17 protein-coding genes and 4 pseudogenes are annotated in these 23,107 nt (G+C 57.7%); 5 read left to right on the forward strand and 16 right to left on the reverse strand.

The genetic code is table 11. From position 1 onward, the window contains the following. Window positions 1–339: 339 nt before the first annotated feature. Window positions 340–513: pseudogene (locus ABIB91_RS33715) on the forward strand (transposase); the annotation flags it as partial. Between the two features lie 446 nt (window positions 514–959). Next, a pseudogene (locus ABIB91_RS33720) lies at window positions 960–1,681 on the forward strand (IS5 family transposase). A 67-nt stretch (window positions 1,682–1,748) separates the two neighbouring features. On the opposite strand, the gene ABIB91_RS33725 reads toward ABIB91_RS33720, so the two are convergent. The 5 genes and pseudogenes from ABIB91_RS33725 to ABIB91_RS33745 form a co-directional block, all read right to left on the reverse strand. Continuing rightward, window positions 1,749–2,804: a glycosyltransferase family 4 protein gene (locus ABIB91_RS33725; RefSeq protein ID WP_354170951.1), complete on the reverse strand. Its 1,056-nt coding sequence runs from the start codon at window positions 2,802–2,804 to the stop codon at window positions 1,749–1,751. Window positions 2,805–4,273: 1,469 nt separating this feature from the next. Next, a pseudogene (locus ABIB91_RS33730) lies at window positions 4,274–4,651 on the reverse strand (DUF5681 domain-containing protein); the annotation flags it as partial. A gap of 60 nt (window positions 4,652–4,711) precedes the next feature. Then, a complete protein-coding gene (locus tag ABIB91_RS41790) occupies window positions 4,712–4,870 on the reverse strand; it encodes a hypothetical protein (protein WP_502917049.1) in 159 nt (52 codons plus the stop codon). Next, on the reverse strand, window positions 4,867–5,010 hold the full coding sequence (locus ABIB91_RS41795) for a DNA methyltransferase (RefSeq protein WP_502917050.1): 144 nt from the start codon (window positions 5,008–5,010) through the stop codon (window positions 4,867–4,869). Before ABIB91_RS41795 ends, ABIB91_RS41790 begins: the two co-directional genes overlap by 4 nt. Before the next feature lie 512 nt (window positions 5,011–5,522). After that, complete coding sequence (locus ABIB91_RS33745; protein ID WP_354170953.1) at window positions 5,523–7,574, reverse strand: acyltransferase family protein; 2,052 nt, start codon at window positions 7,572–7,574, stop codon at window positions 5,523–5,525. Window positions 7,575–7,869: 295 nt separating this feature from the next. On the opposite strand from ABIB91_RS33745, the gene ABIB91_RS33750 reads away from it, so the two are divergent. Together ABIB91_RS33750 and ABIB91_RS33755 are read left to right on the forward strand one after the other, a co-directional pair. After that, window positions 7,870–8,223: a hypothetical protein gene (locus ABIB91_RS33750; protein WP_354170955.1), complete on the forward strand. Its 354-nt coding sequence runs from the start codon at window positions 7,870–7,872 to the stop codon at window positions 8,221–8,223. A 103-nt stretch (window positions 8,224–8,326) separates the two neighbouring features. After that, window positions 8,327–9,757 (forward strand): glycosyltransferase family 4 protein, encoded by a 1,431-nt coding sequence (locus ABIB91_RS33755; RefSeq protein WP_354170957.1) that lies wholly within the window; start codon window positions 8,327–8,329, stop codon window positions 9,755–9,757. Window positions 9,758–9,778: 21 nt separating this feature from the next. Here ABIB91_RS33755 and ABIB91_RS33760 read toward each other — a convergent pair whose 3' ends face one another. The 10 genes from ABIB91_RS33760 to ABIB91_RS33805 all read right to left on the reverse strand — a co-directional run bounded on the left by ABIB91_RS33760 (window position 9,779) and on the right by ABIB91_RS33805 (window position 20,794). Then, window positions 9,779–10,717 carry a glycosyltransferase family 2 protein gene (locus ABIB91_RS33760; protein ID WP_354170959.1) on the reverse strand — a complete coding sequence of 313 codons (939 nt, stop codon included), beginning with the start codon at window positions 10,715–10,717 and terminating at the stop codon, window positions 9,779–9,781. Window positions 10,718–11,045: 328 nt separating this feature from the next. After that, window positions 11,046–12,242: a DegT/DnrJ/EryC1/StrS family aminotransferase gene (locus ABIB91_RS33765; protein WP_354170961.1), complete on the reverse strand. Its 1,197-nt coding sequence runs from the start codon at window positions 12,240–12,242 to the stop codon at window positions 11,046–11,048. Further along, a complete protein-coding gene (locus ABIB91_RS33770; RefSeq protein ID WP_354170963.1) occupies window positions 12,182–13,183 on the reverse strand; it encodes an NAD-dependent epimerase/dehydratase family protein in 1,002 nt (333 codons plus the stop codon). Before ABIB91_RS33770 ends, ABIB91_RS33765 begins: the two co-directional genes overlap by 61 nt. Then, the gene (locus tag ABIB91_RS33775) at window positions 13,180–14,355 is read right to left on the reverse strand and encodes a DegT/DnrJ/EryC1/StrS family aminotransferase (RefSeq protein ID WP_354170966.1); all 1,176 of its coding nucleotides are present in this window, start codon (window positions 14,353–14,355) and stop codon (window positions 13,180–13,182) included. Before ABIB91_RS33775 ends, ABIB91_RS33770 begins: the two co-directional genes overlap by 4 nt. A 93-nt stretch (window positions 14,356–14,448) precedes the next feature. Then, entirely contained in the window at window positions 14,449–14,970 is a 522-nt protein-coding gene (locus ABIB91_RS33780; RefSeq protein ID WP_354170968.1) for an acyltransferase, read from the reverse strand. Between the two features lie 26 nt (window positions 14,971–14,996). Then, window positions 14,997–16,472: an oligosaccharide flippase family protein gene (locus ABIB91_RS33785; protein WP_354170970.1), complete on the reverse strand. Its 1,476-nt coding sequence runs from the start codon at window positions 16,470–16,472 to the stop codon at window positions 14,997–14,999. A 44-nt stretch (window positions 16,473–16,516) separates the two neighbouring features. Beyond that, the gene (locus tag ABIB91_RS33790) at window positions 16,517–17,578 is read right to left on the reverse strand and encodes a Gfo/Idh/MocA family protein (RefSeq protein ID WP_354170973.1); all 1,062 of its coding nucleotides are present in this window, start codon (window positions 17,576–17,578) and stop codon (window positions 16,517–16,519) included. Window positions 17,579–17,616: 38 nt separating this feature from the next. After that, window positions 17,617–18,879 (reverse strand): UDP-N-acetyl-D-mannosamine dehydrogenase, encoded by a 1,263-nt coding sequence (gene wecC, locus ABIB91_RS33795; protein ID WP_354170975.1) that lies wholly within the window; start codon window positions 18,877–18,879, stop codon window positions 17,617–17,619. Next, window positions 18,872–19,996, reverse strand: a complete 1,125-nt coding sequence (wecB, locus tag ABIB91_RS33800; RefSeq protein ID WP_204510855.1) for a non-hydrolyzing UDP-N-acetylglucosamine 2-epimerase — start codon at window positions 19,994–19,996, stop codon at window positions 18,872–18,874. The genes wecC and wecB overlap by 8 nt, the downstream gene beginning before the upstream one ends. A 3-nt stretch (window positions 19,997–19,999) precedes the next feature. After that, complete coding sequence (locus ABIB91_RS33805) at window positions 20,000–20,794, reverse strand: WecB/TagA/CpsF family glycosyltransferase (protein WP_354170978.1); 795 nt, start codon at window positions 20,792–20,794, stop codon at window positions 20,000–20,002. A gap of 218 nt (window positions 20,795–21,012) precedes the next feature. Between ABIB91_RS33805 and ABIB91_RS33810 the strand changes: the two are divergent. Further along, a pseudogene (locus tag ABIB91_RS33810) lies at window positions 21,013–21,873 on the forward strand (glycosyltransferase family 2 protein); the annotation flags it as partial. On the opposite strand, the gene ABIB91_RS33815 reads toward ABIB91_RS33810, so the two are convergent. Next, window positions 21,870–23,093 (reverse strand): hypothetical protein, encoded by a 1,224-nt coding sequence (locus ABIB91_RS33815; RefSeq protein ID WP_354170980.1) that lies wholly within the window; start codon window positions 23,091–23,093, stop codon window positions 21,870–21,872. The pseudogene ABIB91_RS33810 and the gene ABIB91_RS33815 overlap by 4 nt on opposite strands. Window positions 23,094–23,107: the final 14 nt, after the last annotated feature.

Genomic DNA, 23,107 nt, shown 5'->3' on the forward strand with positions numbered 1-23,107 from the left:
GTAAACGACTTTGAAACCCCTCGACAACCCGTTCGGCACGAGGTTGTCACCCATGTCTTAGGTACGACCTGTTACCTATGTCTCCGGTCTGGACACCCAAGCTCGCCGTAGCCTCGAACCGCGGTCCGGGGTCTCCGACTGCATGGTTCATTTGCCCTGAATTCGCCGCCCCCAGCGGCGGCATCCGCAACACGGTTGCCGCGCGGTTTCGATGCGGTCCTGAAAGAGCGTGGAGCCTGTCAGGTGGGCAGAAGCAACGGCTCGCGAAGGTCGTCGCATGAATGGCGACGCATCTCCGACTAGTTCCGTCCCAATTCTCAAAGCTCGCGTCGTTCCTCGAATGAGGCTGAAACCGATTTCCCGGCCGCGCACCGCGCCAAGCTGCACTCGACCAATCCGCTCGAGCGTGTCAATGGCGAGGTCAAGCCCAGAAGCGAGGTGGTCGGCATCTTTCCCAATGAGGACGCCATTGCCCGCCTGGTCGGCGCCATCCGGCTCGATGGAGGCAACCAGTCCGCTCGATTGATCGCGGCAAAATCGTCGATGTGGATCGCGCTGTCGAAATGCACGATCTACAGACATCATTGGAAAGAAGATGTTCGCATGATCAGGGCAGAGCAATCGCGCGGTCATTCAGGAAATTCGTGTTAAGCTTGGCGATCGGGTCAACTGTGGTGAGACGTGGGCGGCTCGAGCCGACATTTCGGAAGCCGCCGATCAGTTTGTAGAGCCGAGTTGGAACTTTCGACGTCCTTCACCGACCGCCTTCGAGCGGGCCGCGCCGAGTACGCCCGCCGAGGGTCCACGAATGCCGAGCAGGCGCTGCAGCGCAAGGTATTCCAGGGAGCAGTGGACTTGCTCAATTTGAACCGCGCAAAATGACGCCCTAAGGCCTGTTTACAGACAGGATTCCCAAATCAGTAGAAAATTGATTCAAGGCTGAAAATTGGAGGTCAGCCTTGATTCGATTGGCGTTGAGCGACGCTCAGTGGGAACTGATTGCCGGAGCTATCTGGCAAAGTCGGTGACCCCGGCAGCAGTGGGCGTGACAACCGGTTGTTTATCGAAGCCGTTCTTTGGATTGCGCGCAGGTTCGCCCGTGATCTGTCGGAAACCTTGGCAAGTGGTTCAGGGTCTATACACGCTTCTGGCGATGGGCGCAGAAGGGAGTCTGGGAGCGCGTTTTCAAGGCCCTCTGCGATGATCCCGATTTCGAATATGTCCTCGTCGACGGCACACTCGTCCGGGTCCACCAGCATGGCACCGGCGCAAAAGGGGGACTCAAAATCAGGCCATAGGCCGCTCGCGTGGTGGCTTGACCACGAAAATCATGGCCCTGGTCGACGCCCTCGGCAATCTCGTTCGCTTCGTCCTGTTGCCCGGCCAGCGTCACGACAGCATCGGCGTCGAGCCCTTGATCACCGGCCTCGATTTTGCGGCACCGGTTGGCGACAAGGCCTTGGACAACAACTGGCTGCGCGCCAACCTGAATGAACGTGGCGCCGCAGCGGCTATCCCATCCACGGCCGACCGGGCTGGACGCATCCCTCATGACGCCGAAATGTACAGCGCCATCTGGTCGAGAACTTCTTCTGCTCTCTCCAAGGCATTCCGCCGCATCGCAACCCTCTACGAAAAGGCCGGCTTCGTTAATCTCATCGCGAGCTTCGTCGCCAGCTAATGATTGTAAACAGGCCTTAGTGCGCTCATGGGTTGTGGCGGGCTGGGCATTTTGGGGACCATGGCGCTTAAGCGGCCAGCACCGCCTCCATCAGTTTTGTGCTCTCCTGCCATGATGAGGTCGTCGTTGTCCGATGTGCGCACTCGGACATGACTTGCCATTCCTTATCGGGAAGTGTCAATATTCGAACAACGGCATCAGCCAGTCCAGGGGCATCGTCGACATCCCGCAAAATGCCATTTACGTTATCTATTATCCCTTCAGCCGGCCAGCCAACTCTGGTGGCAATGACGGGCGTTCCGCACGCCATCGCCTCCAACGCCGTCAGATTGAAACCGTCGCTGATGCTCGAAGTCAGCCAGACGTCGCATTGTGAATAGAGCTCGCGGATCTGATCTGAAGACGGCGATCGCTCGAAAGCCGAATCTCTCGGGAGCGGAAAACGCCTGGACTTTCGTTCGTTGCCGAACGAGATTACCTTGATGTTTTTGATCTTCTGCATTGCCAATTCAATGGCGCGCAGAGAAGTATGCAAGCCCTTTGGGAAGGCGGTTGAGTAGAGCAGACCGATCGTCGGCCGATCCTGCTTTTCGCGTTGGTCGGAATAAAACGTCATGCGGTCCACGGTGTTGGGCACGACCGCGACGTCCTTGTCACCATACTCCTCTTCCATTATGTTTTTCAGCCACTTTGAGACGACTATCTTCTTCAAAGGCAGCTTGTAGGTGTCACGAGAGCGGGACGGAATCGGCGGATATGTCTCGTGGCCTTGAACGAAATAAAACTTCCTGCCCTTTGATGGGGACAACGCTGTGACCCAGTCGGCTGTTTCCCACCATGTGGCCACGACTGCGTCCGAGTCAGGGACGTCACGACAAGTAATTGATCGCGCCGGCTCTATCTCGATGTGCGCGACGCCGCTTGGAGCGCGTATTTTTGGCCTGAAGATAAGCCCTCTTCCATTCTTGATCGAGCGCAATCGCTCAGTGAGGGAACGGCTCTGCTGTCCATGGGAAATGATTGTGACGCTGTGGCCTAGTCGCGCCAGTTCCCCAGCGTGCAGTAAGATCACTTTGATGCCGCCGGATAGGTTAAACGGAGGCGACAAAAAGGTAATTCTCATTTCGGAAACCCCTAGCAGCTTCGCGGCGGCCAAGCCTTTTGAACCGGTAGGTATTTGTTCAGCGATGACTCCGTGCGCCGCGGCAGAGTTTAGAGCACATTCGAGTGACAAATATAATCCTCTTTTATTCAATTAAATGTTTTTTGTCACCCATTAATTAAACGGACATGGGCGTGCAGGCCGGCTATCTAGCACCGTTGGGGCACATCGTCTCGACTGCGACCAAAGAGCGGAGGGGATGAAAACGCCAATCCGATCCCTGGCGTGCTCGCAGCGCTACGCGATTGGATTGATGGGAACGGAATGGCCTGGGGTGATGAAGGCAGAAGGCAACCAGGTTCGGTATGCGCACACGGTTCGAGGAAATGCACTAAATGCATAATGGAACACCGTCGGCATGGCGGCGGCGCTGGCGGGGTTCGCGGTAGATACGTGAGCTTACTATGCTCAGCGCGCCACTTTACACACGCCGCAAGAAACATCATCCGCGACGGGGGCACCTACACGCGATCACCTTTAGGAGCTGTACGTGTTTCGTTCTGTCTCTGAGGAGAACGTCGTCTGGACCTGGGCGCAAAGAGCAACGCGCTTTCACATTTACCTCGACAGCCGAAGGCGGCCCTTCGCTTCGGCCCCAGTCAACGAATTCCGCTAGAACTCCGTTATCGGAGGCATTTCACGGACGTGAACATGTCGAATATTAATAAGTCTGATTTCCAACTCCCGATGAAAATAATCTGACCGAGGCATTTTAAATCTGGATTTTTTTCGCGAATGACATAATTAAATGATTAAGATTTTAATGACCTGTCGCGCCTATGAGCAGCCCCGCTTCATGCGCTTTGAATGCCTCCGTTCAGAACCTCACCGTCTCGGCCGGGAGCTCTTGCACAGCTGCGCTTGGCGGGTTCGGTCTACAACGACGCAAAAAACCCCTTGGCCGAAAGTCAAGCTGGTGGGCAAAGTATGCGAATTGGCCAGAGCGACGACACTGAAATTTCGTCTTTTGCGCGCAGCCGAGCCATGGGAGAAAGCGGCCTCGGTGGGATCTTTTTCGGCATGTCTGGAAACACCTCCGCCCCATCTCCGGCAGCCAGGCTGACGAAATAACATGCCGGCGTCGCGCTGAGCTCGTTGACGACTGCGTTGTCGAGCTTTGGGACGATCCTGTTCTGATAGCCAGGTTTGAACCGGAAGAGCCGGGAAAGTAAGGACGAGAGCTGCTGAAACACATTAACAGCCAAGGTCCGGCGAAGCCTGGTCAGCTCAACCTTCGTAGCATCTGTCTCAGGAATTCCAGATCTCGCCGTATAGCTCGGTTGTCAAGATTTGCGGGAGGAGCTGCTCGGCCGCTGCTTCGCGGGTGAGCTGTTGCCGCAGGTGGTCGAGAGCCAGAGACGTTGCATTGAGTCGGTTCTGGGCACGTACCGCTCAATGAGAGGGTTCGATCCCAGACGTCCGTCAGAATGTCATCGGGGGTCGATTTCGAACTCGGGCGCACGAAGGCCCTGCCTTTTATGACCGTCTCTTCGTGTCTCGTACAGCGCGATGTACTCCAGCCCCGCGTCAAACAATTGCTCATTTCTTGAACGCTCTTCGCGCTCGGCAAGCCGCACGCCCGCGACAAATTGACTTTGAGCTTTGAGGTCGCCTCCGACCGCGGCCATGCCCTGACGGCGCACGGCAATCTCGATCGTCTTGAATTGACTAACTTTGCTAGACTCAGTGATGCGAAGCGTTCGATGAGCTTCCGCGATATATGCCTTCCCAAGGGGCGAGCGGCCAGGTTTTCTGGTTTGCGACTTCGGCGGCCGACCAAGCGGATTACCCGACTGCCCCTTTTTGAAGCGGTGCGCCTTAGGGGGCTGCGATACCCGACCTGTTGGCCGCCATCCCCTTCGCTATCGTCAGCCATTGCTAGACGTTTCGGTCAGTCGCGCCGCCAATACGTGATCGGCCGCGGCAGCAAGTTCTTGCCCGGTTCGCTCCAGTTTTCCCGATCGACCGGTGAGTTCTTCGTAACGTCGGACGATCACGTCACAGTACAGCGGATCGAACTCAATCACGCGCGCCGTTCGAGGGTGCGTTCGGCTGCGATCAGGGTTGTTCCGGAGCCGCCAAATATGTCGAGCACGATCCCGCCGCGGCGCGAGCAATCCAGGATCGCATCCTTGACGAGTGCGACGGGTTTGACGGTGGGGTGCATTTCAAGTTCGGATGATCGGGCAGCTCTACCCGACCCTGGAAGCTGTTCGGAGGAGGGTTATTGTTGTTGTGGGTGTTGCCGTCCAAGAGGATGCTCGAACGGACTGCGCCATCGATGACCATCCTTGCGTTCTCCACAAAATCGGAATGGCTGATGGTATCATGCGGAGTTTTCCCGTAGATGTAGCCTGACGCTAAAGTTAGATTGTCCAAGGTGATGCCGCTGCTACCATCGCGCATTTCAAAGGCGAGTTTGGCTCCCCTTCCCGATGCCGATTGAACCATGACCCGTGGATTTTTCGCGACCTCTTTCAAGATCAGCGTCTTATGATTTCCCCAACTAAGACAAACCGTCGAACCGCCCGATGCATTGGCCACGGCTGCCGAGACATCTTCGCCGGGGTTGACGGTTGCAAGCCGCACACCCTATCTCCGGGCGCATCATGGCGCTCACGACGAGCACATAAAACGTGACCTTCATTTATCCTTAGCCGGTTCGAGCCAGTCTATAAATCATTTGCCCCCGCTCCGCGTCTGGGCATTTAGCCTCCGCTCCCCGTGTGGACATGGTGGATATGTCGGGAGTTCCCTCATGCGTAACTCGCCGTCGATCGCTCGAGAGCTGGCACCGGGGGCACACCGGGATGCAGCCGAACGCTCAAAAACTGAGCGGAATCCCGCGCGCTCCAGACCACTTCGCAGCGTCGGTATCGCTGCCGAAGTGTTGTGCAAACTGTCCAGGAAATAGCTGAACTTGCCGTCCGACAGATGACAGAGTCGATCGGCGCAGAAAATCGTGCGCGGATCGATATACAGCGTATTCGCCTTGGCTGTCACGAGCGCGCGAATGCTCTTCTCCAGCGACTCGCGGCCCTCGGTCGAGACATCTTTCATCTGATCGAGCTGTGCCTCGACAGCGGAGACGTCCGTCAACGGTCCGATGCGCTGGATGATCGGGTTGACCTCGACCGTTACCGCCGGACCTATAACGACTACTTTTTTCGCGAGCGACTCGAAGTGGTTGACAGTCCTCTCGATGCCGTCCCGCCAGCCACCGAAACCGACTGATCCCGGAAATGCGCGAGCAGGATCCTGGCCAGCGGTCTCCCAATGCAACGAGTTATCGTACCCAAGCCAGTTCTGCGACCAGACCACCAGATCGTACCGGTCCTTCAACTCGTACAAATGATCCCTCAACTTGAGACAGACCCTGTCGGGCGAACCGTACTTGATGAGTACTGCATCCATCGCCAGCACGCATCCGCCGCGACTCACAATGTCGACGTCGGCATTGCGCATGCCTTCCAACCCCAATATCGCGGGAACGTAGTTCTGCACCATCGAGTCGCCGAAAATCAGCACTCGAGGAGAGGATCCCGTCCGCCCCACATGCACAATTCCGTCGCCATAATCGCGGAGAAATGGAAAGACGCTTTCATTTCGGTACGTGGATGCTTCGGGTGCCAGCGCGAAGCGCGCTGGCAATCCGCCTGTCGCTACCATTGACCACGATCCCACCCCGATGAGCGCGAGGAGACCGACCTGCGTGGCCGGAAACAGCCAGCGCTTTCCCTGGCCGGGCCGCACGTATCTGAATCGCTGGGCAACCATCGAGTCGAGGAGCTGGCCTGCAGCGACACTCAGCAGAAACAGCAACACCTTGTGCACCAACGACAGCGGCTCGATGGCCAGGTAAAGCCAGAATACGATGATCGGCCAGTGAGCCAGGTACGTTGAGTAGGAAATCCGGCCGAACCAGACCATCACCGGGTTTGCGAGCACGCCGTTCAGCACGAACTGCCTGCCCTGCCAGATGACCAACATGGCGCCGAGCGACGGTACGGCAGCTGCGATGCCGGGGAACGGAGTCTTGTCGGAGAATGCGATTGCCGGGACCAGTATCAGGATCAGCCCGGCTATGCCGATCGCCTGGCCGAGAACCTTGTTGCGAGTCGCGACGTGCGAGAGCCAGACGCACGCCGCGCCCATGAGAAATTGAAAGCTTCGAAACGGCAACAGGAAGTAGGCGTGGGTGGGATTCTTGGTGATCCAATATTGCGAGATTGCCAGCCCGAGCGGGATTCCAGCGGCCACGAGAGCGGCAACAGCCCAGGAGCGTTTCCCGCGGTAGAGCAAAACCAGCAGCACCGGCCAGAACAGGTAGAACTGCTCCTCCACACTGAGAGACCATATGTGCAGGAACGGCTTCGACTGCGCGGAGCTGTCGAAGTAGCTTGCAACCATCGCAAAGTAGAAGTTGCACAGAGAAATGGTAGCCAGAGCCCCTGACTTTGCCGTATCGGCCAGATGCTCGGGAGCCATGACGAGCGCCGCACCCACGAGCGAGATCAGAACCGTCACGAGCATCGCGGGCAGCAGGCGACGGATTCGTCTCGTGTAGAAGCGGAAGAACGAGAAGGTTCCCTTTTGCAGGTCCGCCAGGATCAGCGATGTGATCAGGAAGCCGCTGATCACGAAGAAAACGTCGACCCCGATGAAGCCCCCCGCAAAGCTTTCGAAGCCGCAATGGAACAGCAGCACGAGGAGCACGGCGATCGCGCGCAATCCATCGACGTCGGGACGGTATTGTATCGAAATGGGCCCTGCTTGCTTGTCCGTCAGGTATTCGTCCCCATCCCGGTGATAAACTATATTTGTAGGCCAATCGCCACGTGGCCAACCAAACGCCGATCGAGCTATCCGCATCTGTCACCGCAGACCCTGTTGCCGCTCGGCAAAACCATACGCAAATCAACAAAAGCAAACAATTTAATTAAATAATTTAAATCGATGGCTTTTATTATTATATTTAGTATGGTTTTCTTGGCAAACCAAGGGAAAAATGGACTAGGCACTTGGAATGGGTTTTCCTGCGAGCGCCTCGATCAGCACCGGGTTTTATCCGAGCACAGCGGATGTGGCGAAAATGACCCAGGCCGGCTCCCAGATGGATTTGGCCCGTGCGGGTGAGGAGACGCTGCTAATGAGAAGGGGAAACGGCTCAGTTCGGATCAGCGCCAAACGAATGATAAAGCTCGCGATTAGCCTGCTCTATTTTATCTCGCGAGAATTGTCGCAATTTGTGTTGTCACTGATGGGGCGCTCGCCAAAAGAGCAGCTCATGGTGGCCGCAGCTTCGCGTTTCGCGCTTGAGCGCTATCCTCCGGAAGCAGAAAAACAGGATATCCTCAACATCTTCGGGCCCCTCCTCTAGTCATGAACACGTGCACGAGAACAGTCTTCGGACTTGGCCGTGCGAGCTTCATGGTGCGCGGTGAAGCTGACTTCGGAATCACGACGCAAGCAGTTGATGCATCATGAGAAGTCTTGTGCGGAATGACCTTTCAAAGCGGGCGATATTGTGGGCTCAACGAAATTCCTGGCGCTTACCGCGCAGCGTCCGACGTGCCGGACGAAAGCTGATTGTTGGCGCACCTTCCAGCTGGGAAAACAATGAAGTCGTCGATGATTGGTCAAAACCGCTCGTTCCGCACGATGCAAATTCTGCGCTCGTCGTTCCCGAGCTGCATTTTCCAGATCCGCCCGATATCCAACCGACTGAACTCTTGGCATCAGCCCGTCACGTGCATTGTCTCATTGTTACACCCGCGCTCGACGCCGGAGGTCTCGATGAGGTCGTCGCCTTCCTTGCGCGACGGCTACCCGCTCTGGGATTTCGTGTGACCGTCATGTGCACGCCCGCGTCCTTAGAGCCTAACGTGAGCGACTATTCGGGACAATTGTGCACAGCGCTTAAGCGAGAAGGAACATCGGTTCTTGTCACCTCACCAAGCCAGTGTCATCAGTGGTTGGCTGCCAATCGTCCTGACGTCATAAGCGCACATGATCCGCCAGATTGGATTCTGGAACAAGCTCGAAGCGCTGGCATTCCGATTGTCGAGACGCTCCATGGCAATCCGACTCCAATAAGTACGGACTGGAGCAGAGAGGCTACGCGGTCCACGTTCATCACATCGTTCGTGGCGGTGAGCGAACTCGTCAGACGACAATACTTGAAAGGCAATCGTTCATTCCCGGAAGATCGGATCGTCGCGATTCCGAATGGCTTCAATGACACGCATCGTCCCTCCTGCGATCGTGCAGTCGCGCGCGTTTGGCTTGGGCTCAAGAACGAATTTCTTTTTCTTAGCCTTGGCCGACATTCCATCCAGAAGAATGCATATGGTCTCGTGCGGGCATTTTCCGAAGTCGCGCAAGGTGAGAACACACATCTCTTGATCGCTGGCCGTCTAGACAACCACATGTACACCAACCAAGTGCGCGCGCTTCGCGAAGAGTTGTCGATGAAGGGGCGAATTCACCTCAGGCACTCCTTTGCAAGCCCATCGGTTTTATTGGCCGCAGCTGACTGTTTCGTTCTTGATTCGTTCTTTGAAGGGTGGTCGCTGGCCAGCATGGAGGCGCTAAGCGCAGGGCTGCCTGTTATCCTGAGCGAGGTTGGCGGCGCGCGCGAACAAGTCGGTACGGACGGCAGCAGGGGGTTTGTCATCGGAAACCCGCTTGGGAGCGCGGAGTCGCCGAGCTGGGAAGGTGCAAGCCTTATGCGGTTCAAACCACAGCCAAACAGGGAAGAACTTGTCGCGGCAATGAAATCCGTACTCGCAGAGCGTGACCGATGGTCGGCTGCGCGGCGACACTTATCTGAGGAATCAAGAACACGTTTCAGCGGCGCGGATTGCGCAAAGCGTCACGCTGCCGTACTTCTTCGTGCGATTTCCAAATCGTAGATTCGGGGCGACCGAAAGACCTCATTCTTGAGCCTTCAATCCACGGTTTCGGAATTCATCGCGCCAGAACGGAGGAAGATAACACAACCAAGGATCCATTTGCATGGAACCGCGGATGAAATTGAAACCCTCTCTAAATCGGCCTCGTCGGACCAGGCCAACTCCGCTCCGAAATACCCGGTGGGCTAGCGTTTGCCTGGCCAGGGTTTTTAACCTTCGAGAGTTGGAGATGCGATTCCCGCAATCTTCGAAGAAGCTGTCGAACGCAAGCCGGCACTGTCGAAGATCAGACATTCGGTCATCAAAGTACGCGTTGGACATTGCTGTCGAGTGTCTCCTGTAAACAGCCTGGACGGCATCAATTTTCGCGACACTACAATTGGCTCCGAAGCGCAGCCACATCTCCATGTCGGCGGTGTGAGGAAGCGACGCGCGGTAACCACCGATTGCCTTCTGACATTGCGTTCGCGCGATCGCTGTCGGGGTTGGAACAACGTTTCTAGAAGTCGCGCACATCTCTGTTATGAGATCGTGTCGCACCCAGGTGTAAGTCTCGTTCGATGGGAGGTCTGGAAACGGGAGATAGTCGAACCAGAGGATGCTTTTTCCGTACGTAAGTCCGACGTCGGAGTTTGCATCCATAACTTCGGTCGCTCGTTGGAGAGCTCCATCAACCAGTATGTCGTCAGCGGACAAAAGGAGAAAATAGTCGGCAGACGCCCACGCGATTCCCTCATTGTACGTCTCTATGTGTCCTCGGTTTCGCGTGTGCGATATGACGGTTACTCGAGAATCGTCTCGTGCTAGTCTTCTTGCTACCGCAAGTGATTCATCCGAGGACGCGTCATCGACTATCAACACGCGAAGATCGCTGACAGACTGACGGAGTACGCTCTCCACACATGCTGCGAGAAAATGGCCGTAATTATAACAGGGAACAACGACATCCACTTTAGCCATGTAGCACCATTGTCAAGTTTTAGTCTGGAATCCAATTAGGTGATCCAACCCCTCCAAACCAGCTTCGTGAACTCCGTGACACATCAGCGTGCTTGCTGGAGCTCAACCTGTACGGCATCCGTTGGTTAAGATACGAGCTAGCCGATGCTTCGGAACCCCCTGATTATATGTGCTGATGTGACCCAAGCTTTGCGGGTGCGAAATGACACTAACGCGCCGAGCAGGGAACGATGACGTCAACCTTCCCCATGCGGCCTCCTCCCGTAGCAGCCGCCCAACCAACTCGGCAAAACAGTGGCGCCGTCCACTCGTGAAGCGTGCAGCGCCGTCATCGGTACAACTCATTCCTGAGGGCATCGGCGATGCGGACGAGGTCGTCCTCGCTCAACTGTACGTAGATCGGAAGCAGGATCGCGTGATCTTGCGCGAGTTCGGACTGACGCAAATCGTGGCGCTGCTCACTGCTCGCATAAGGCGCCTCACGATGCGAGCACATGATACCGCGCCGTGTGGCAATGCCTTGATCGAGAAGGTTCTGCATCACCGCTCTCTGGTCGACGCGGTCAGGAAGGCGCACGCAATAGCTCTGCCAGTTGGATCGCGCCCACTCCGGCTCCAAAGGCAACCGCAGTCCCTCTATATTCCCAAGCAGTTCGGCGTAACGGGATGCCACCCTGCGCCGGCGCGCGATCAGCTGCGGAAGCCGCTCGAGCTGTTTGCGCCCGATCGCACCCTGCATATCCGTCATTCGATAATTGTAGCCGAGAAGGACGTACTCCTCGAAAATGACGCGCTGCGACCCGTGACGCACAATATCCGGAACGCTCATGCCGTGTTGCCGCAGCAGCCTGAACTTGCGATCAAGCTCGGCGTCCGCGGTGGTGAGCATTCCACCCTCGCCTGTCGTGATTACCTTTCGCGGATGAAAGGAAAAGCAGGCAATGTCTCCATGGGGCCTGCCGATCGGCTCCCATTCGCCGTTCATCCGGATCTGCGATCCGGCGGCACAGGCCGCGTCCTCAATCACCGCGATTCCGTGGCGTCGCGCCACGGCGATGAGCGCTGCCATATCGCACGGCATGCCCATCTGATGGACCGCGATGATCGCGCGCGTACGCTCGGTGATGGCTTCGGCCAGCCGAGCGCAATCCAAATTATAGGTCTCCGGGTCGATATCGACGAAAACCGGAGTGGCGCCCTGATATCGGATGACGTTCGCGGTCGCAATGAAGGAGTGGCTAACCGTGATCACCTCGTCGCCGGTGCCGATACCCAACGCTGCCAAAGCAAGCTGAAGTGCAGTCGTACAATTGGCGACGGCACAGGCATGCGGCGCGCCAACAAGTGCGGCGAACTCACTTTCAAACGCGGCCACCTCTGGGCCTTGCGACACCCAGCCCGACAGCACGACCGCGCGCGCAGCATCGGCTTCTTCATCCGCAAGCAGCGGCGCCGCGATCGGGATCACGATGCCGCCGCCTGCCGCTGGGAGCCGGAAGCAAGTTCGCGTTCGGATCGCCACCATTTCACGAGCTCGGCGAGCCCCTGTTCCAGCGAAACTGTGGTGCGGAACCCCAGCAAACGCTCTGCTTTGCCAGTTGATGCCAGCCGTCGAGGCACCGGATTAACGGAGCGTTCCGGCGCGAATTCGGGTGCCAGGCCGCGGCGTCCCATCACGGAGGCAAGCACCGTAGCCAGCTCCGTCAGGCTGGTTTCCGTGCCGCTCCCGACGTTGAACACCTCATCAGTGATTTTTGCCCTGGCCGCAAGGATATTGGCACGCGCGATGTCGCGGACGTGGACGAAATCCATGGTTTGATGACCGTCACCAAAAATGATCGGAGGTAATCCGGCTTCCAGCCGCTCCATCCAGCGGATCAAGACCTCGGTATACCGGCCGTGGATGTCCATCCGGCTACCGTAGACGTTGAAATATCGAAATGCGACGTAGTCGATGCCATACGCATCGTTGAAGGTACGCAGCAGAGCCTCGTTAAAGGCCTTAGCGGCTCCATAGAGAGTTCGGTTGTTGTACGCATTCTGGCGCTCGGTGGTGGGAAACTCCTCTGCCACGCCGTATACGGACGCCGACGACGCCGCGATGATCTTCTCAACATCGTGCTTGATGCACAACTCCAGCAGGTCGTAGGTGGCGTCCACCATGACCTCCTTGGCAAGGCGTGGTTCGGCCGCACAATGAGTGATTCGGAGCGCCGCCTGGTGAAAGACAATATCAGCAGCCTTGAGCAACGCTTCCATCAGCTTGCGATCGCGTATGTCGCCATGAACCACTCTCACCGGGCCACGTCCGAGCGCGCGCGCGAGATTTTCCGGCCGGCCTCTGATCATGTTGTCGATGGCGACGATCTCGATGCAGCCCTCATCGCAGAGCAGATCAATGATGTGGGAGCCGATGAAACCTGCGCCGCCGGTGACCAGAACGCGTTTTCCCTTGAGATCGATCAAGACGCTCTCCTGTTGTGGGACCTTGTCACGAGACTCTCTGGATGCTCTGCTCGGTCGCTTGTCATTTCGCTGGGCCGCAGCGCCGCGTTCCTGAGTGTGGAGGCAACCTCGACCACCTGCTCCGGCAGCAACTCTGGATAAATGGGAAGAGAGAGGAAATCGTTCGCCAGCATCTCGGTGACGGGAAGATCACCGGCACGATAACCGAGTTCTGCATAGGCAGTCTGCAGATGCACCGGAACGGGATAGTGGATCCCCGCGCCGATGCCGGAGTCACGCAATAGCGTCAGCGCCTCGTCGCGCCACGGCAATCTGACCGCATAGACGTGATACACGTGACGGGCGTACCGGGGCGGCTGGGGACGCGGGCATGAAAGATCAGACAGAAGTGCATTGTATCGCTCAGCGAGCGAGCGACGAGCTTCCGTCCAGCGCTCAATGTAGTCCAGCTTGACGTTCAGTATCGCGCTCTGAATTTCGTCCATGCGATAGTTGTACCCGGGAATGACGTGATTGTATTTTGTCTCCTGTCCCCAATCCCGCAGCAGTGACACGCGGCGTGCCAATTCAGGCCGATCGGTTACGACGGCCCCGCCCTCGCCAAACGCTCCAAGATTCTTACCGGGGTAAAAGCTGAAGCATCCCAGATCGCCAATCGAGCCCGCGCGACGTCCGCGGTATTCTGCGCCATGCGCCTGCGCGGCGTCCTCGATAACGACCAGACCGTGACGACGCGCGATCTCCATAATGGGATCCATGTCGGCCATCAGCCCGTGGAGATGAACCGGCAGAATCGCCTTCGTTCGCGGTGTTATCGCAGCCTCGATCGAGCCGGGATGCATCGTCCATGTTACCGGGTCAACGTCGACAAACACCGGCCTGGCTCCGCTGTAGAGAATCGCTGCGGTTGTCGCGACGAACGTCATGGATACCGTGATGACTTCGTCACCGGTTCCGACGCCCGCCGCCAGCAAGGCAAGATGAAGCGCCGAGGTTCCGCTGTTCACCGCGCGGCAATGGGCGGTCCGGCAATATTCCGCGAAGCGACCCTCAAAGGCAGTGACCTCTGGGCCGAGCACAAAGTGCCCGCTGCCGACGACTCTCGCGACCGCGGCGTCGATTTCCGGCTTGATCTGGCTATATTGGGCTTTCAGATCCATGAAGGGTATCAAGATTCAAGTCCTCTATTGGACCAACATTATAATGTATTTAACCCGCACCGTTAGATTTAATCAAGAATTAAATCTTTCAGTTTATGCGAATGTTTAAAATGATTTGCGAAGCGCCTCTGCTGAGCCGCGATCGCCGAAGACCGCCGTTTCAGCCGCAGACAATACCCGAGCGGGCACTCCCGCGACGACAGCGCCAGGCGGAACGTCCCTCGTCACCACCGCACCCGCGCCTACGGAGGCCCGCTCTCCGATCGTCACTCCGCACAGAATCGTGGAGTTCGAGCCGATCGAAGCTCCCCTACCGACGCGAGTGCGCTGCAGCGTCCAGTCCGACGCTTGCTGAGGACGACCATCCGCCGTCGTTGCCTTCGGGTGTTTGTCGTTCGTGAACATCACGCCATGACCGACGAACACTTCGTCCTCGATCGTGACGCCTTCGCAGATGAAGCTGTGCGACGATATCTTGCAACGTGCACCGACCTTCGCTCCCGCCTGGATTTCGACGAAGGTTCCGATCCTGCTCTCGTCACCAATGGCGCAACCATACAGGTTCACCAGATCTGGATGCAGGATACGGACATTGCCACCGAGCACGACGTCTTGCGCAATAGGCATCTTCGATCTCCAAGCTATGCGGTCCGCTAGAGCGCCGTACGCGAGGGCCACCGCGCCGGCACCATACGCGCAAGGCCCATTACTGCATGATGAAGGTGCTGCAACAGCGGGTGCCCGGTCATCATTAGTCCCAGCCACCAACACAGCACAGCAACAGAGAACGTTAGTAACAACTCAACAAGAGGCGAAAGGCCTTCTGCCTCGGTCAGCATCGCGCAGATGGATACTGCCGAAGCTACGAGGGCCGTTACGGCTGCGCTCATCTGCAGGCTACGCGCAAATTCGCTCGGCCGAAGGCGGAGATGGCGTCCTAGAAAATGCACCGCGACCGCAGCCTGGAAGGGCAATGTCAGGAGCGCGGACGCTGCGACGGCGTGCACGCCGAAGAACGAGGCGCCAAAGATGACGAGGAGCGACGGCGGCAGCGAAACCAGCGACGAGATCAGCGCATCTTGCACCCTTCCTACCGCGACAAACACAGGGTAGGTCAGGCAGGCCGCGAAAAGGGCGAGGTTGCCAATACACAGTAATTGCACAAGCGGGACGATCTCCAGCCACGCCGGGCCGAGCCAGCTCACAATGATTGGCCGGGCCATGATCGCAATCGAAATCAAGAACGGCCACTGCACAACCGAGAGCAACCGAATAGCAGCAAGATAGACGGCCTTGAGATCACCTCCGGCGTTGCTTCGCGCAACAATCGCAGGCATGACGACCGGGCTCAAGACTTGCGTGACCAGCTTGTCAAAGATCTGTGTCGATGCGGTTGCTCGGCTGTAGAGGCCGACCGAGGCAAAATCGAGGATTCTTGCCAGGAACAGCTGCGGAGCGAGGCCATAGAACACATTGACAACGCTAACAGCTCCCGAATAGAGGCCGAAGCCGACGATCTCCCGCCAATCGACCAGCGATGGCCGTATCGCGTCGAGATCTCTCCACCAAATCAACAGCATCAGGGCCAGCACCACGTTGCCGGCAACGCCTCCCCAGACCGGAGCCATGTAGCTGAAGTGGGCCATTGCGAGACCGGTCGAAACGATCGCGGCTGCTGCACCGGAGGCAAGGTTGCAGATTGCCAGTGTTCCAAACTGCATCTCGCGACGGAACAAAGCGGCTATGGTCCCAGAAAACGGCAATAGGAGTAGATTGATCGCGGACACTTCGATGCCTTGACGCAAGCTATCCAGCTCGAACATACGAGCGACAAACCGCGCAAACGTGAACAGGACCAAAGCGGTGACTGCCGAGATTGCGAGAGTGATCGTGAACGTGGTCTGCACACTCGCGCGCGACAGATCTCGCTTCTGGATCAAATAGCTTGCACCTGCGAACTCCTGGAAGCAGGCCGCAATGATCGACGTGACCGCGGTCACGACCGCATAGATGCCAAATTCTTCCGGCGACAACAAACGGGCAAGCACCGCGGTTGCGACAAAGAGCAGCACAAGGGTGCCGTAACGATCGAGGGCGGAGAACAAGATCGAACGTTGCACCTGGTCCATCGGGTCTTCTGCCAGACTATCAGATCAGCTAGATTTCCCGCACGTCAAGCTGTTGCCCTGGCGCGTTGCTGAACCCCGTAAGGCTCCCTCAGGAGCACCGGCGTACCCTGTTTTGCGATCGAACACGATGCCGCTTCCAGCACCTCGATTACACGCAGCCCAGACACGCCGCTGGAAATCGGCTGCCCGCCGGTACGCACGCAGTCGACAAAATGCTCGACTTCCGTTTGTAGTGCCTCCTTTGGCGAGATATGCGGAGCCCACATGTCGCCGGCTCGATATCCAATCCGAAATTGATGCGCATCCTCCGGAGGCGTATCGAGCGTAATTCCCTTATCATAGACCTTGACCTTTTCGGTTGGCTCGAGATCGTCGTAAACGATCATCTTCTTGCTTCCGCCGATGAACGTCTGGCGCACCTTGACAGGCGAGAGCCAGTTGACGCTGACATGGGCCACACACGCGTTGGCAAAGAACAATGTGATGTGGGCCATATTTTCCGGCGAACCGACAACGTGGCACGACCCCGTTGCCGAAACCGCGATCGGCTCCTCATTGAAGATATGATGGATGATCGAGATGTCGTGCACCGCCAGATCCCAGATCACATTTACATCTTTTTGAAAGAGTCCGAGACTCGAGCGTGTACTATCGTAATAGTAGATGTCTCCAAGCTCTTTCTTCAGCAAGAGCTCACGAATCTTCTGCACCGCCGGCGTATAGAGAAAGGTGTGATCGACCATCAGCGTCAACCCGCGCCGGTCCGCTTCGTCGATCAAGCGGGTCACCAGCTCGGCGCTCGGCGCTAGGGGCTTCTCGACCAACACGTGCTTGCCAGCCCTCAACGCCGCAATTGCCAGTTCGTAATGTGTGTGCACCGGCGTAGCGATGGCGATTGCATCAATAGAGGTATCGTTCAGCAGATCATCATAGCGAGTGGTCGTTGTGACCCCGGGATAGACCTGCCCCATGGCGCCGAGCCTGCCCCGATCAAGGTCGCTCACGCTGACAACGCGGGTGGCGGGATTGATCGAGAAATTGCGAACGAGGTTGGGGCCCCAATAGCCGTATCCAACGACGCCGATTCCCAACTGGCTATCTCGCATGCTAACCTCGACCCATTCGGGAGTTACGACTGTATGCGTTATGTCCGCGCCGGCATATCCTGCCATATGCCTCGCGTATCGATGACGTCGAGGTGCCGCCGCTCCGCCAGCGGCACCATCTTGAATTCATCGTGATCGACGAGGAGAAGCGCTATTTCGCAACTGCGCAGGGCTTCCTCGATACTCACGAATGCAACACGATGATCCGCCAGCTGAGGAGGTAGACGGCGCAAGTTCGGCTCGACAACCTTGATCCGTTCGCCGTATTTCGCAGCGAGATGCGTGGCTATTTCCATGGCCGGGCTTTCACGCAAGTCGTCGACATTGGCCTTGAAGGTCAGTCCGCAACAAGCAATGTTCGCGTAGGGATGATCGTCGATCAGCGCCTCTGCGCGCTCGATGATCTTCTGTGTCTTGGCATTATTCACTTCCCGACTTGTTCGCATCACGCGGGCGAGATCCGGCGCTGAATCAATGATGAACCAGGGGTCTACCGCAATACAGTGCCCGCCAACACCTGGCCCGGGCCGCAATACGTTTACGCGAGGGTGACGGTTGGCGATGTCAATCACCTCCCATACGTTGATGTCGAACCTGTCGCAAATCATCGAGAGTTCATTGGCAAATGCTATATTGGTATCGCGGAAGGCATTCTCCGTCAGCTTGACCAACTCGGCCGCCCGCGCCGTTGTGCCGACGCAAGCACCGCGAACGAACATTTTGTAGAACCGTTGAGCACGCCGCGTGCAGGTTGGCGTAATCCCGCCGATGCACCTGTCATTGTTGATAAGCTCGGTCAAAATCCGTCCCGGCAACACGCGTTCGGGACAATAGGCCACGTAAATCGCGCCATCCTCCTTGCCGTTGATCCCTATGTGCAGCTCTGGCCTGCGTTCAACGATCCGCTTCGCGATGGCTTCGGTGGTTCCGATCGGCGATGTCGATTCGAGAATAACAAGATTGCCTGGCGCGAGGAGATCTACGATATTGTCGACGGCCGCATTCACGCTCGACAGGTCCGGACGGTTCTCGCGATCGATGGGCGTCGGCACCGCGATGATGAAAACGTCGGCCGGCTGCGGCGTTTTGGACGTGGTGAGCGTGCCACTCGACACGACCTTCGAGACGAGACCGTCCAGATCGGGCTCGGCGATATGAATTTTGCCAGACGCAACGGTGTCGACGATGCGCTCATTGGTATCGATGCCAACCACCTGCAGACCTCGACTCGCGATGAGCGCTGCGGTCGGCAGGCCGATATAGCCAAGTCCCAGGACATTGATTTTTTGGAATTCATGCATCGAGAAGGACCTTCACGATCCGCTCGCTCGCGTGCCCGTCACCAAACGGATTGTGCGAACGCGACATGGCAGCATAGGTCTCGTCATCGTCGAGCAGGCGAAATGTCTCCGCAACGATCCGCTCGTAGTTCGTACCGACCAGGCGTGCCGTTCCCGCTTCCACCCCCTCAGGACGCTCGGTTGTCTCGCGCATCACCAGGACCGGCTTTCCAAAAGTCGGTGCCTCCTCCTGTACGCCGCCTGAGTCTGTCAGGACCAGATAAGATAGCGAGAGCAAGCTTACGAAATCAGTGTATTCCTGAGGAGAAGTAAGTACGACCCGCGGGTGGTCCGAAAACCGAGACGCAAACAGGTCACGGACATTCGGATTCGGATGCACGGGGAGCACGACGGCAACGTCCTCCCTGCGCAGGATAGTCTCCAACGCGTTAGCGATGTTGAGGACGCCTCCGCCGAAATTTTCCCTGCGATGGCAGGTCACCAGGATGATGCGCCGATTGCCGTGACGCTTCTTGATGCCATCCCAGCGGCACGACAGTCCCGGATCGGAGTCGACCATGGCTTTCGCGAGGATGAGAGCATCTACCACCGTGTTTCCGGTAACGTGAATGCGGTTATCCGCGACGTTTTCAGAACGCAACGCGCATGCTGCGCGCTCTGTTGGAGCAAAATGTTGATCGGCGATCGAGCCGACGATCTTGCGGTTCACCTCCTCCGGCCACGGAGCGAAGATATCACCGCTGCGCAGTCCGGCCTCGATGTGGGAGAGCGGTATGCGGTGATAATAGGATGCCAGTGCGCCCGTCATTGCCGTCGCCGTGTCGCCTTGGACAATGACCCTGGTGGGCTTCAACTTTTCCAGGAGTTCACCAATTTGTCCGAGCAGCCGCGCGGTCAGATGATCCAGCGTCTGATTGGTCGTCATGACGTTTAGATCAAAATCCGGGACCACTTTTGCCAGCTTGAGGACCTGATCAAGCAGTTGCCGGTGCTGTGCGGTCGCACAGATCGTCACGGAAATGTCCTTGCTCCTCTCGGCCTTGAGCAGATTGATGACTGGAAAAAGCTTGATTGCTTCCGGCCGGGTTCCCAGAAGGATGAAAAAATGCTTGCGCACGCCTTACCCTCCGATCCGGCTGGGACCCGGCGGAACGACGCCGGGCGCACCAAGCCGGTACCGAAGGGCCTGCTTGATGAGGGCCTGCGCCAAGACGCCCGCAAACAGCGTGTTCGTCGTGGCGTATCGCCACCACATCCGTCCAGGCTCCTGATAGATGCGGTACAGCCATTCGAGCCCGAGCCGCTGCATCTGTACCGGCGCGCGCCGAACAATGCCTGCTAGAACATCGAGCGCGCCACCCACGCCCATAATGAAGGGTACGCCGAGATCATCGCGATGGGCGGCGAGAAAGCGCTCTTTCCGGGGTGTCGGCATGCCGATGAAAAGACAATCAGCCGCGCTGGATTGGATGTCCCGGACGACGTCATTCTCTTGCTCGGGTTTGAAGTAGCCGTCGTGCCAGCCCGCAAAGGCAAGTGAAGGATACCTCCCGCGCGCCACTTGCACAGCTTGTTGTAGTACGACGGGAGTGGCTCCCAGGAAATAAGGCTTGAAGCCCTCGTGCGCACATACCGCGAGCAACTCGGCAAGGAGATCCACGCCCGCGACCCGCGACGTCGCCGGAAGCCCGAGCGCTCGGGCGCCCCAGAGAATTCCCATGCCGTCGATGCCAACGACATCGCTGTTGGCGACATCGGCCGCAAGCACGGGATCGGATCGCATATTGACGAATTTGGCGACGTTCAGCGCCACATGTTGCAACCGCTGACGGCTGCGCATGGCCCCGCGCGCCAATTCGACGGTTTCAGCCATTGTCAGGAAGTCGACGGGGCATCCCAGAAATGATGCGCGCATTGGAACCTACTCCCAGAAAATCAGCCATTTAAGTTTGCATTTAAGATTATTATAGAGATAATACGCAGCGGATATTTAATTGCAAGGTTTAAATGACTGAACTTGGCCACACGCTGCGGAGAATGAAAGCTGCCGGGCAGATGAGGCAGGCGGCGGACGGAACAGAAATTAAATAGGGAATTAACAGATGATTTCGGTCATTATTCCCCCACCTCAACCAGCCTGATGCGCTGAAAGCATGTTTGCGTAGCCTTGACGCACAGACCCTGAGTCGGCATTCGTTCGAGGTCATCGTGGTAGACAACGGCTCGGCAACGCCCCCGATGGAAGTCGTTGCTGGACATCCAGGTGTACGGCTGCAGCACGAATCGCATCCAGGTCCTGGCCCCGCGCGAAACACGGGCGCCGCCAGCGCGAAAGGCGATATTCTCGCCTTTATGGATGCCGACTGCCGGGCTCATCCGGACTGGCTAGCCGCAATCCAGAGGTCGTTCCAGCAGGTGAAGCCGACGACAATCCTTGGCGGAGAGGTTCGGATCCAGCCGGTTGTCGAAGGACGTTGCACCGCGATCGAAGCCTACGAAAGTGTTTTTGGCTTCCGTAATCGCTTGTACGTCACCAAGCACGGCTACTCCGTCACGGCTAATCTCGCGGTCCGCCGCACTGATTTTGCGGCCATCGGCCCGTTTCCAGGCATCGAGTTCGCGGAAGATATGCAATGGGGACAAATGGCAATCAGGGCCGGCCGCGAATTCCGCTACGTTCCTGAGATGGTCGTGTTTCACCCTGCCCGCCGCTCTCTTCGAGAGCTCTATGCAAAGTGGGACCGGCAAATCGCGCACTACCGCAACTTGGCGCAAGACGCGCGGGGCTGGCAGCTGCGCTGGCTCGCGCTCTCCTTGCTAATTCTCGCATCGCCAGCAGTTGGCGCGATTACCGTTCTGACCACCACCCGTCGCCTGCATGGCATAAGCGCTCGTCTCAAAGCGATCGTCGTTCTTTGCGCAGTTCGAGCCCATCGGACAGCCAAGATGCTGGCGCTGCTCCGCGGAGACGGCGCCGTCATCTGGAATCGCTAGCTCATCGTGCTGTCAGCCCGGTGCGTTTCGCCGCCGGACAATCGCGCCGACTCTTCGAAAGCGGCATTGTGGCTGAGTTCCCGCAAGCCGCCACGCCGACCGAATGACCACAGGATCCAACCGAGTTCGTAGCTGCGGCACTCAAGTCGAACACCCACGTCAGCGCTATCGATCAGCGTCCCCCCCCCGTGATCGAGCCAGACGTTCTTGACAGCGCGCAACACCCGCGGCGCCTTAGTCTTCAATTCATGCTTGCGAACCTGCGAGCGGATGGTCAGGCCCAGTTCGGGCATGAGCATGGTCCGGCCCAGCTGGTTGTGACCAAGTATCCAGTTGAAGCCCTTGATCAGGGCCTCCTGCGCTCCTCGCCGCCCAAAGCGCTCGGCCCATTCCAGCAGCGCCGGGGCCATTCCATACTGATGGACTGAATAGACTTCGTAGAAATCAAGGATGCGGCCGGTTAGCGCGTCGAAAAACCAGGGCCATTCGCCTTGTGGCCCTTGAAGCGCTATCAGATCGCGTACACACGTATCGGCCATGACAAGTGCGGACGCATCGCCAAAGAATTCGCCATACTGGTAGCAGGCGATGGAGAGATAGGTCTGGGTCGCAAATGACGCGAAACGGCGTCGAAAACCACACGGCGCATCGAAGAACAGTCCTGACTCGCTATGGAAACGCTCCTTCAGGAAGCGAAAGAGCGGGGCGGCGAAGCACGTCCACTCCCTGTTACCTGCCCTTGCCTGAGCGACGACTCCCGTCAGCAGCATGCCCAGATCCTGCGCCCGAAACGTACTCCACCGTGACTCATCCGACAGAGTCCGCTTCAGCTCGCGCGTCACCTGCTCCGGAATCGGAAGGTCGAGCTCGGCGGCGGCCCACAAGGCCATGCCAAAGGCATATTTGCGCACTGGAAGTGCGGTGAGCTGCATGACATTTCGATGGAATATCTCTGGGATATCGATACCGATCGGACGTTCCACGACCCGCGACATCCCAAGCAGGACATTGAGGGTATAAAACACGTCACTATGCGGTATCGACTCGTTTGGGGAAGCACGTCCGTCGAGGTGATAAATGTGCGACCAACGGCGCTCCCCGGGCAACCAGCAGCGTTCTAGGCCCTTGAGCGCATAGTTTATCAGCGGTGAGTTGAGGGACGGCCTGTTCGCCGCGGCCGGCACTGCCAGCTTCACACCAAAATTGGGACCGATCATCATCGCACTACACCATA

Origin of the sequence: Bradyrhizobium sp. JR4.3 (assembly GCF_040547695.1) — a bacterium.
Classification (GTDB): domain Bacteria; phylum Pseudomonadota; class Alphaproteobacteria; order Rhizobiales; family Xanthobacteraceae; genus Bradyrhizobium; species Bradyrhizobium canariense.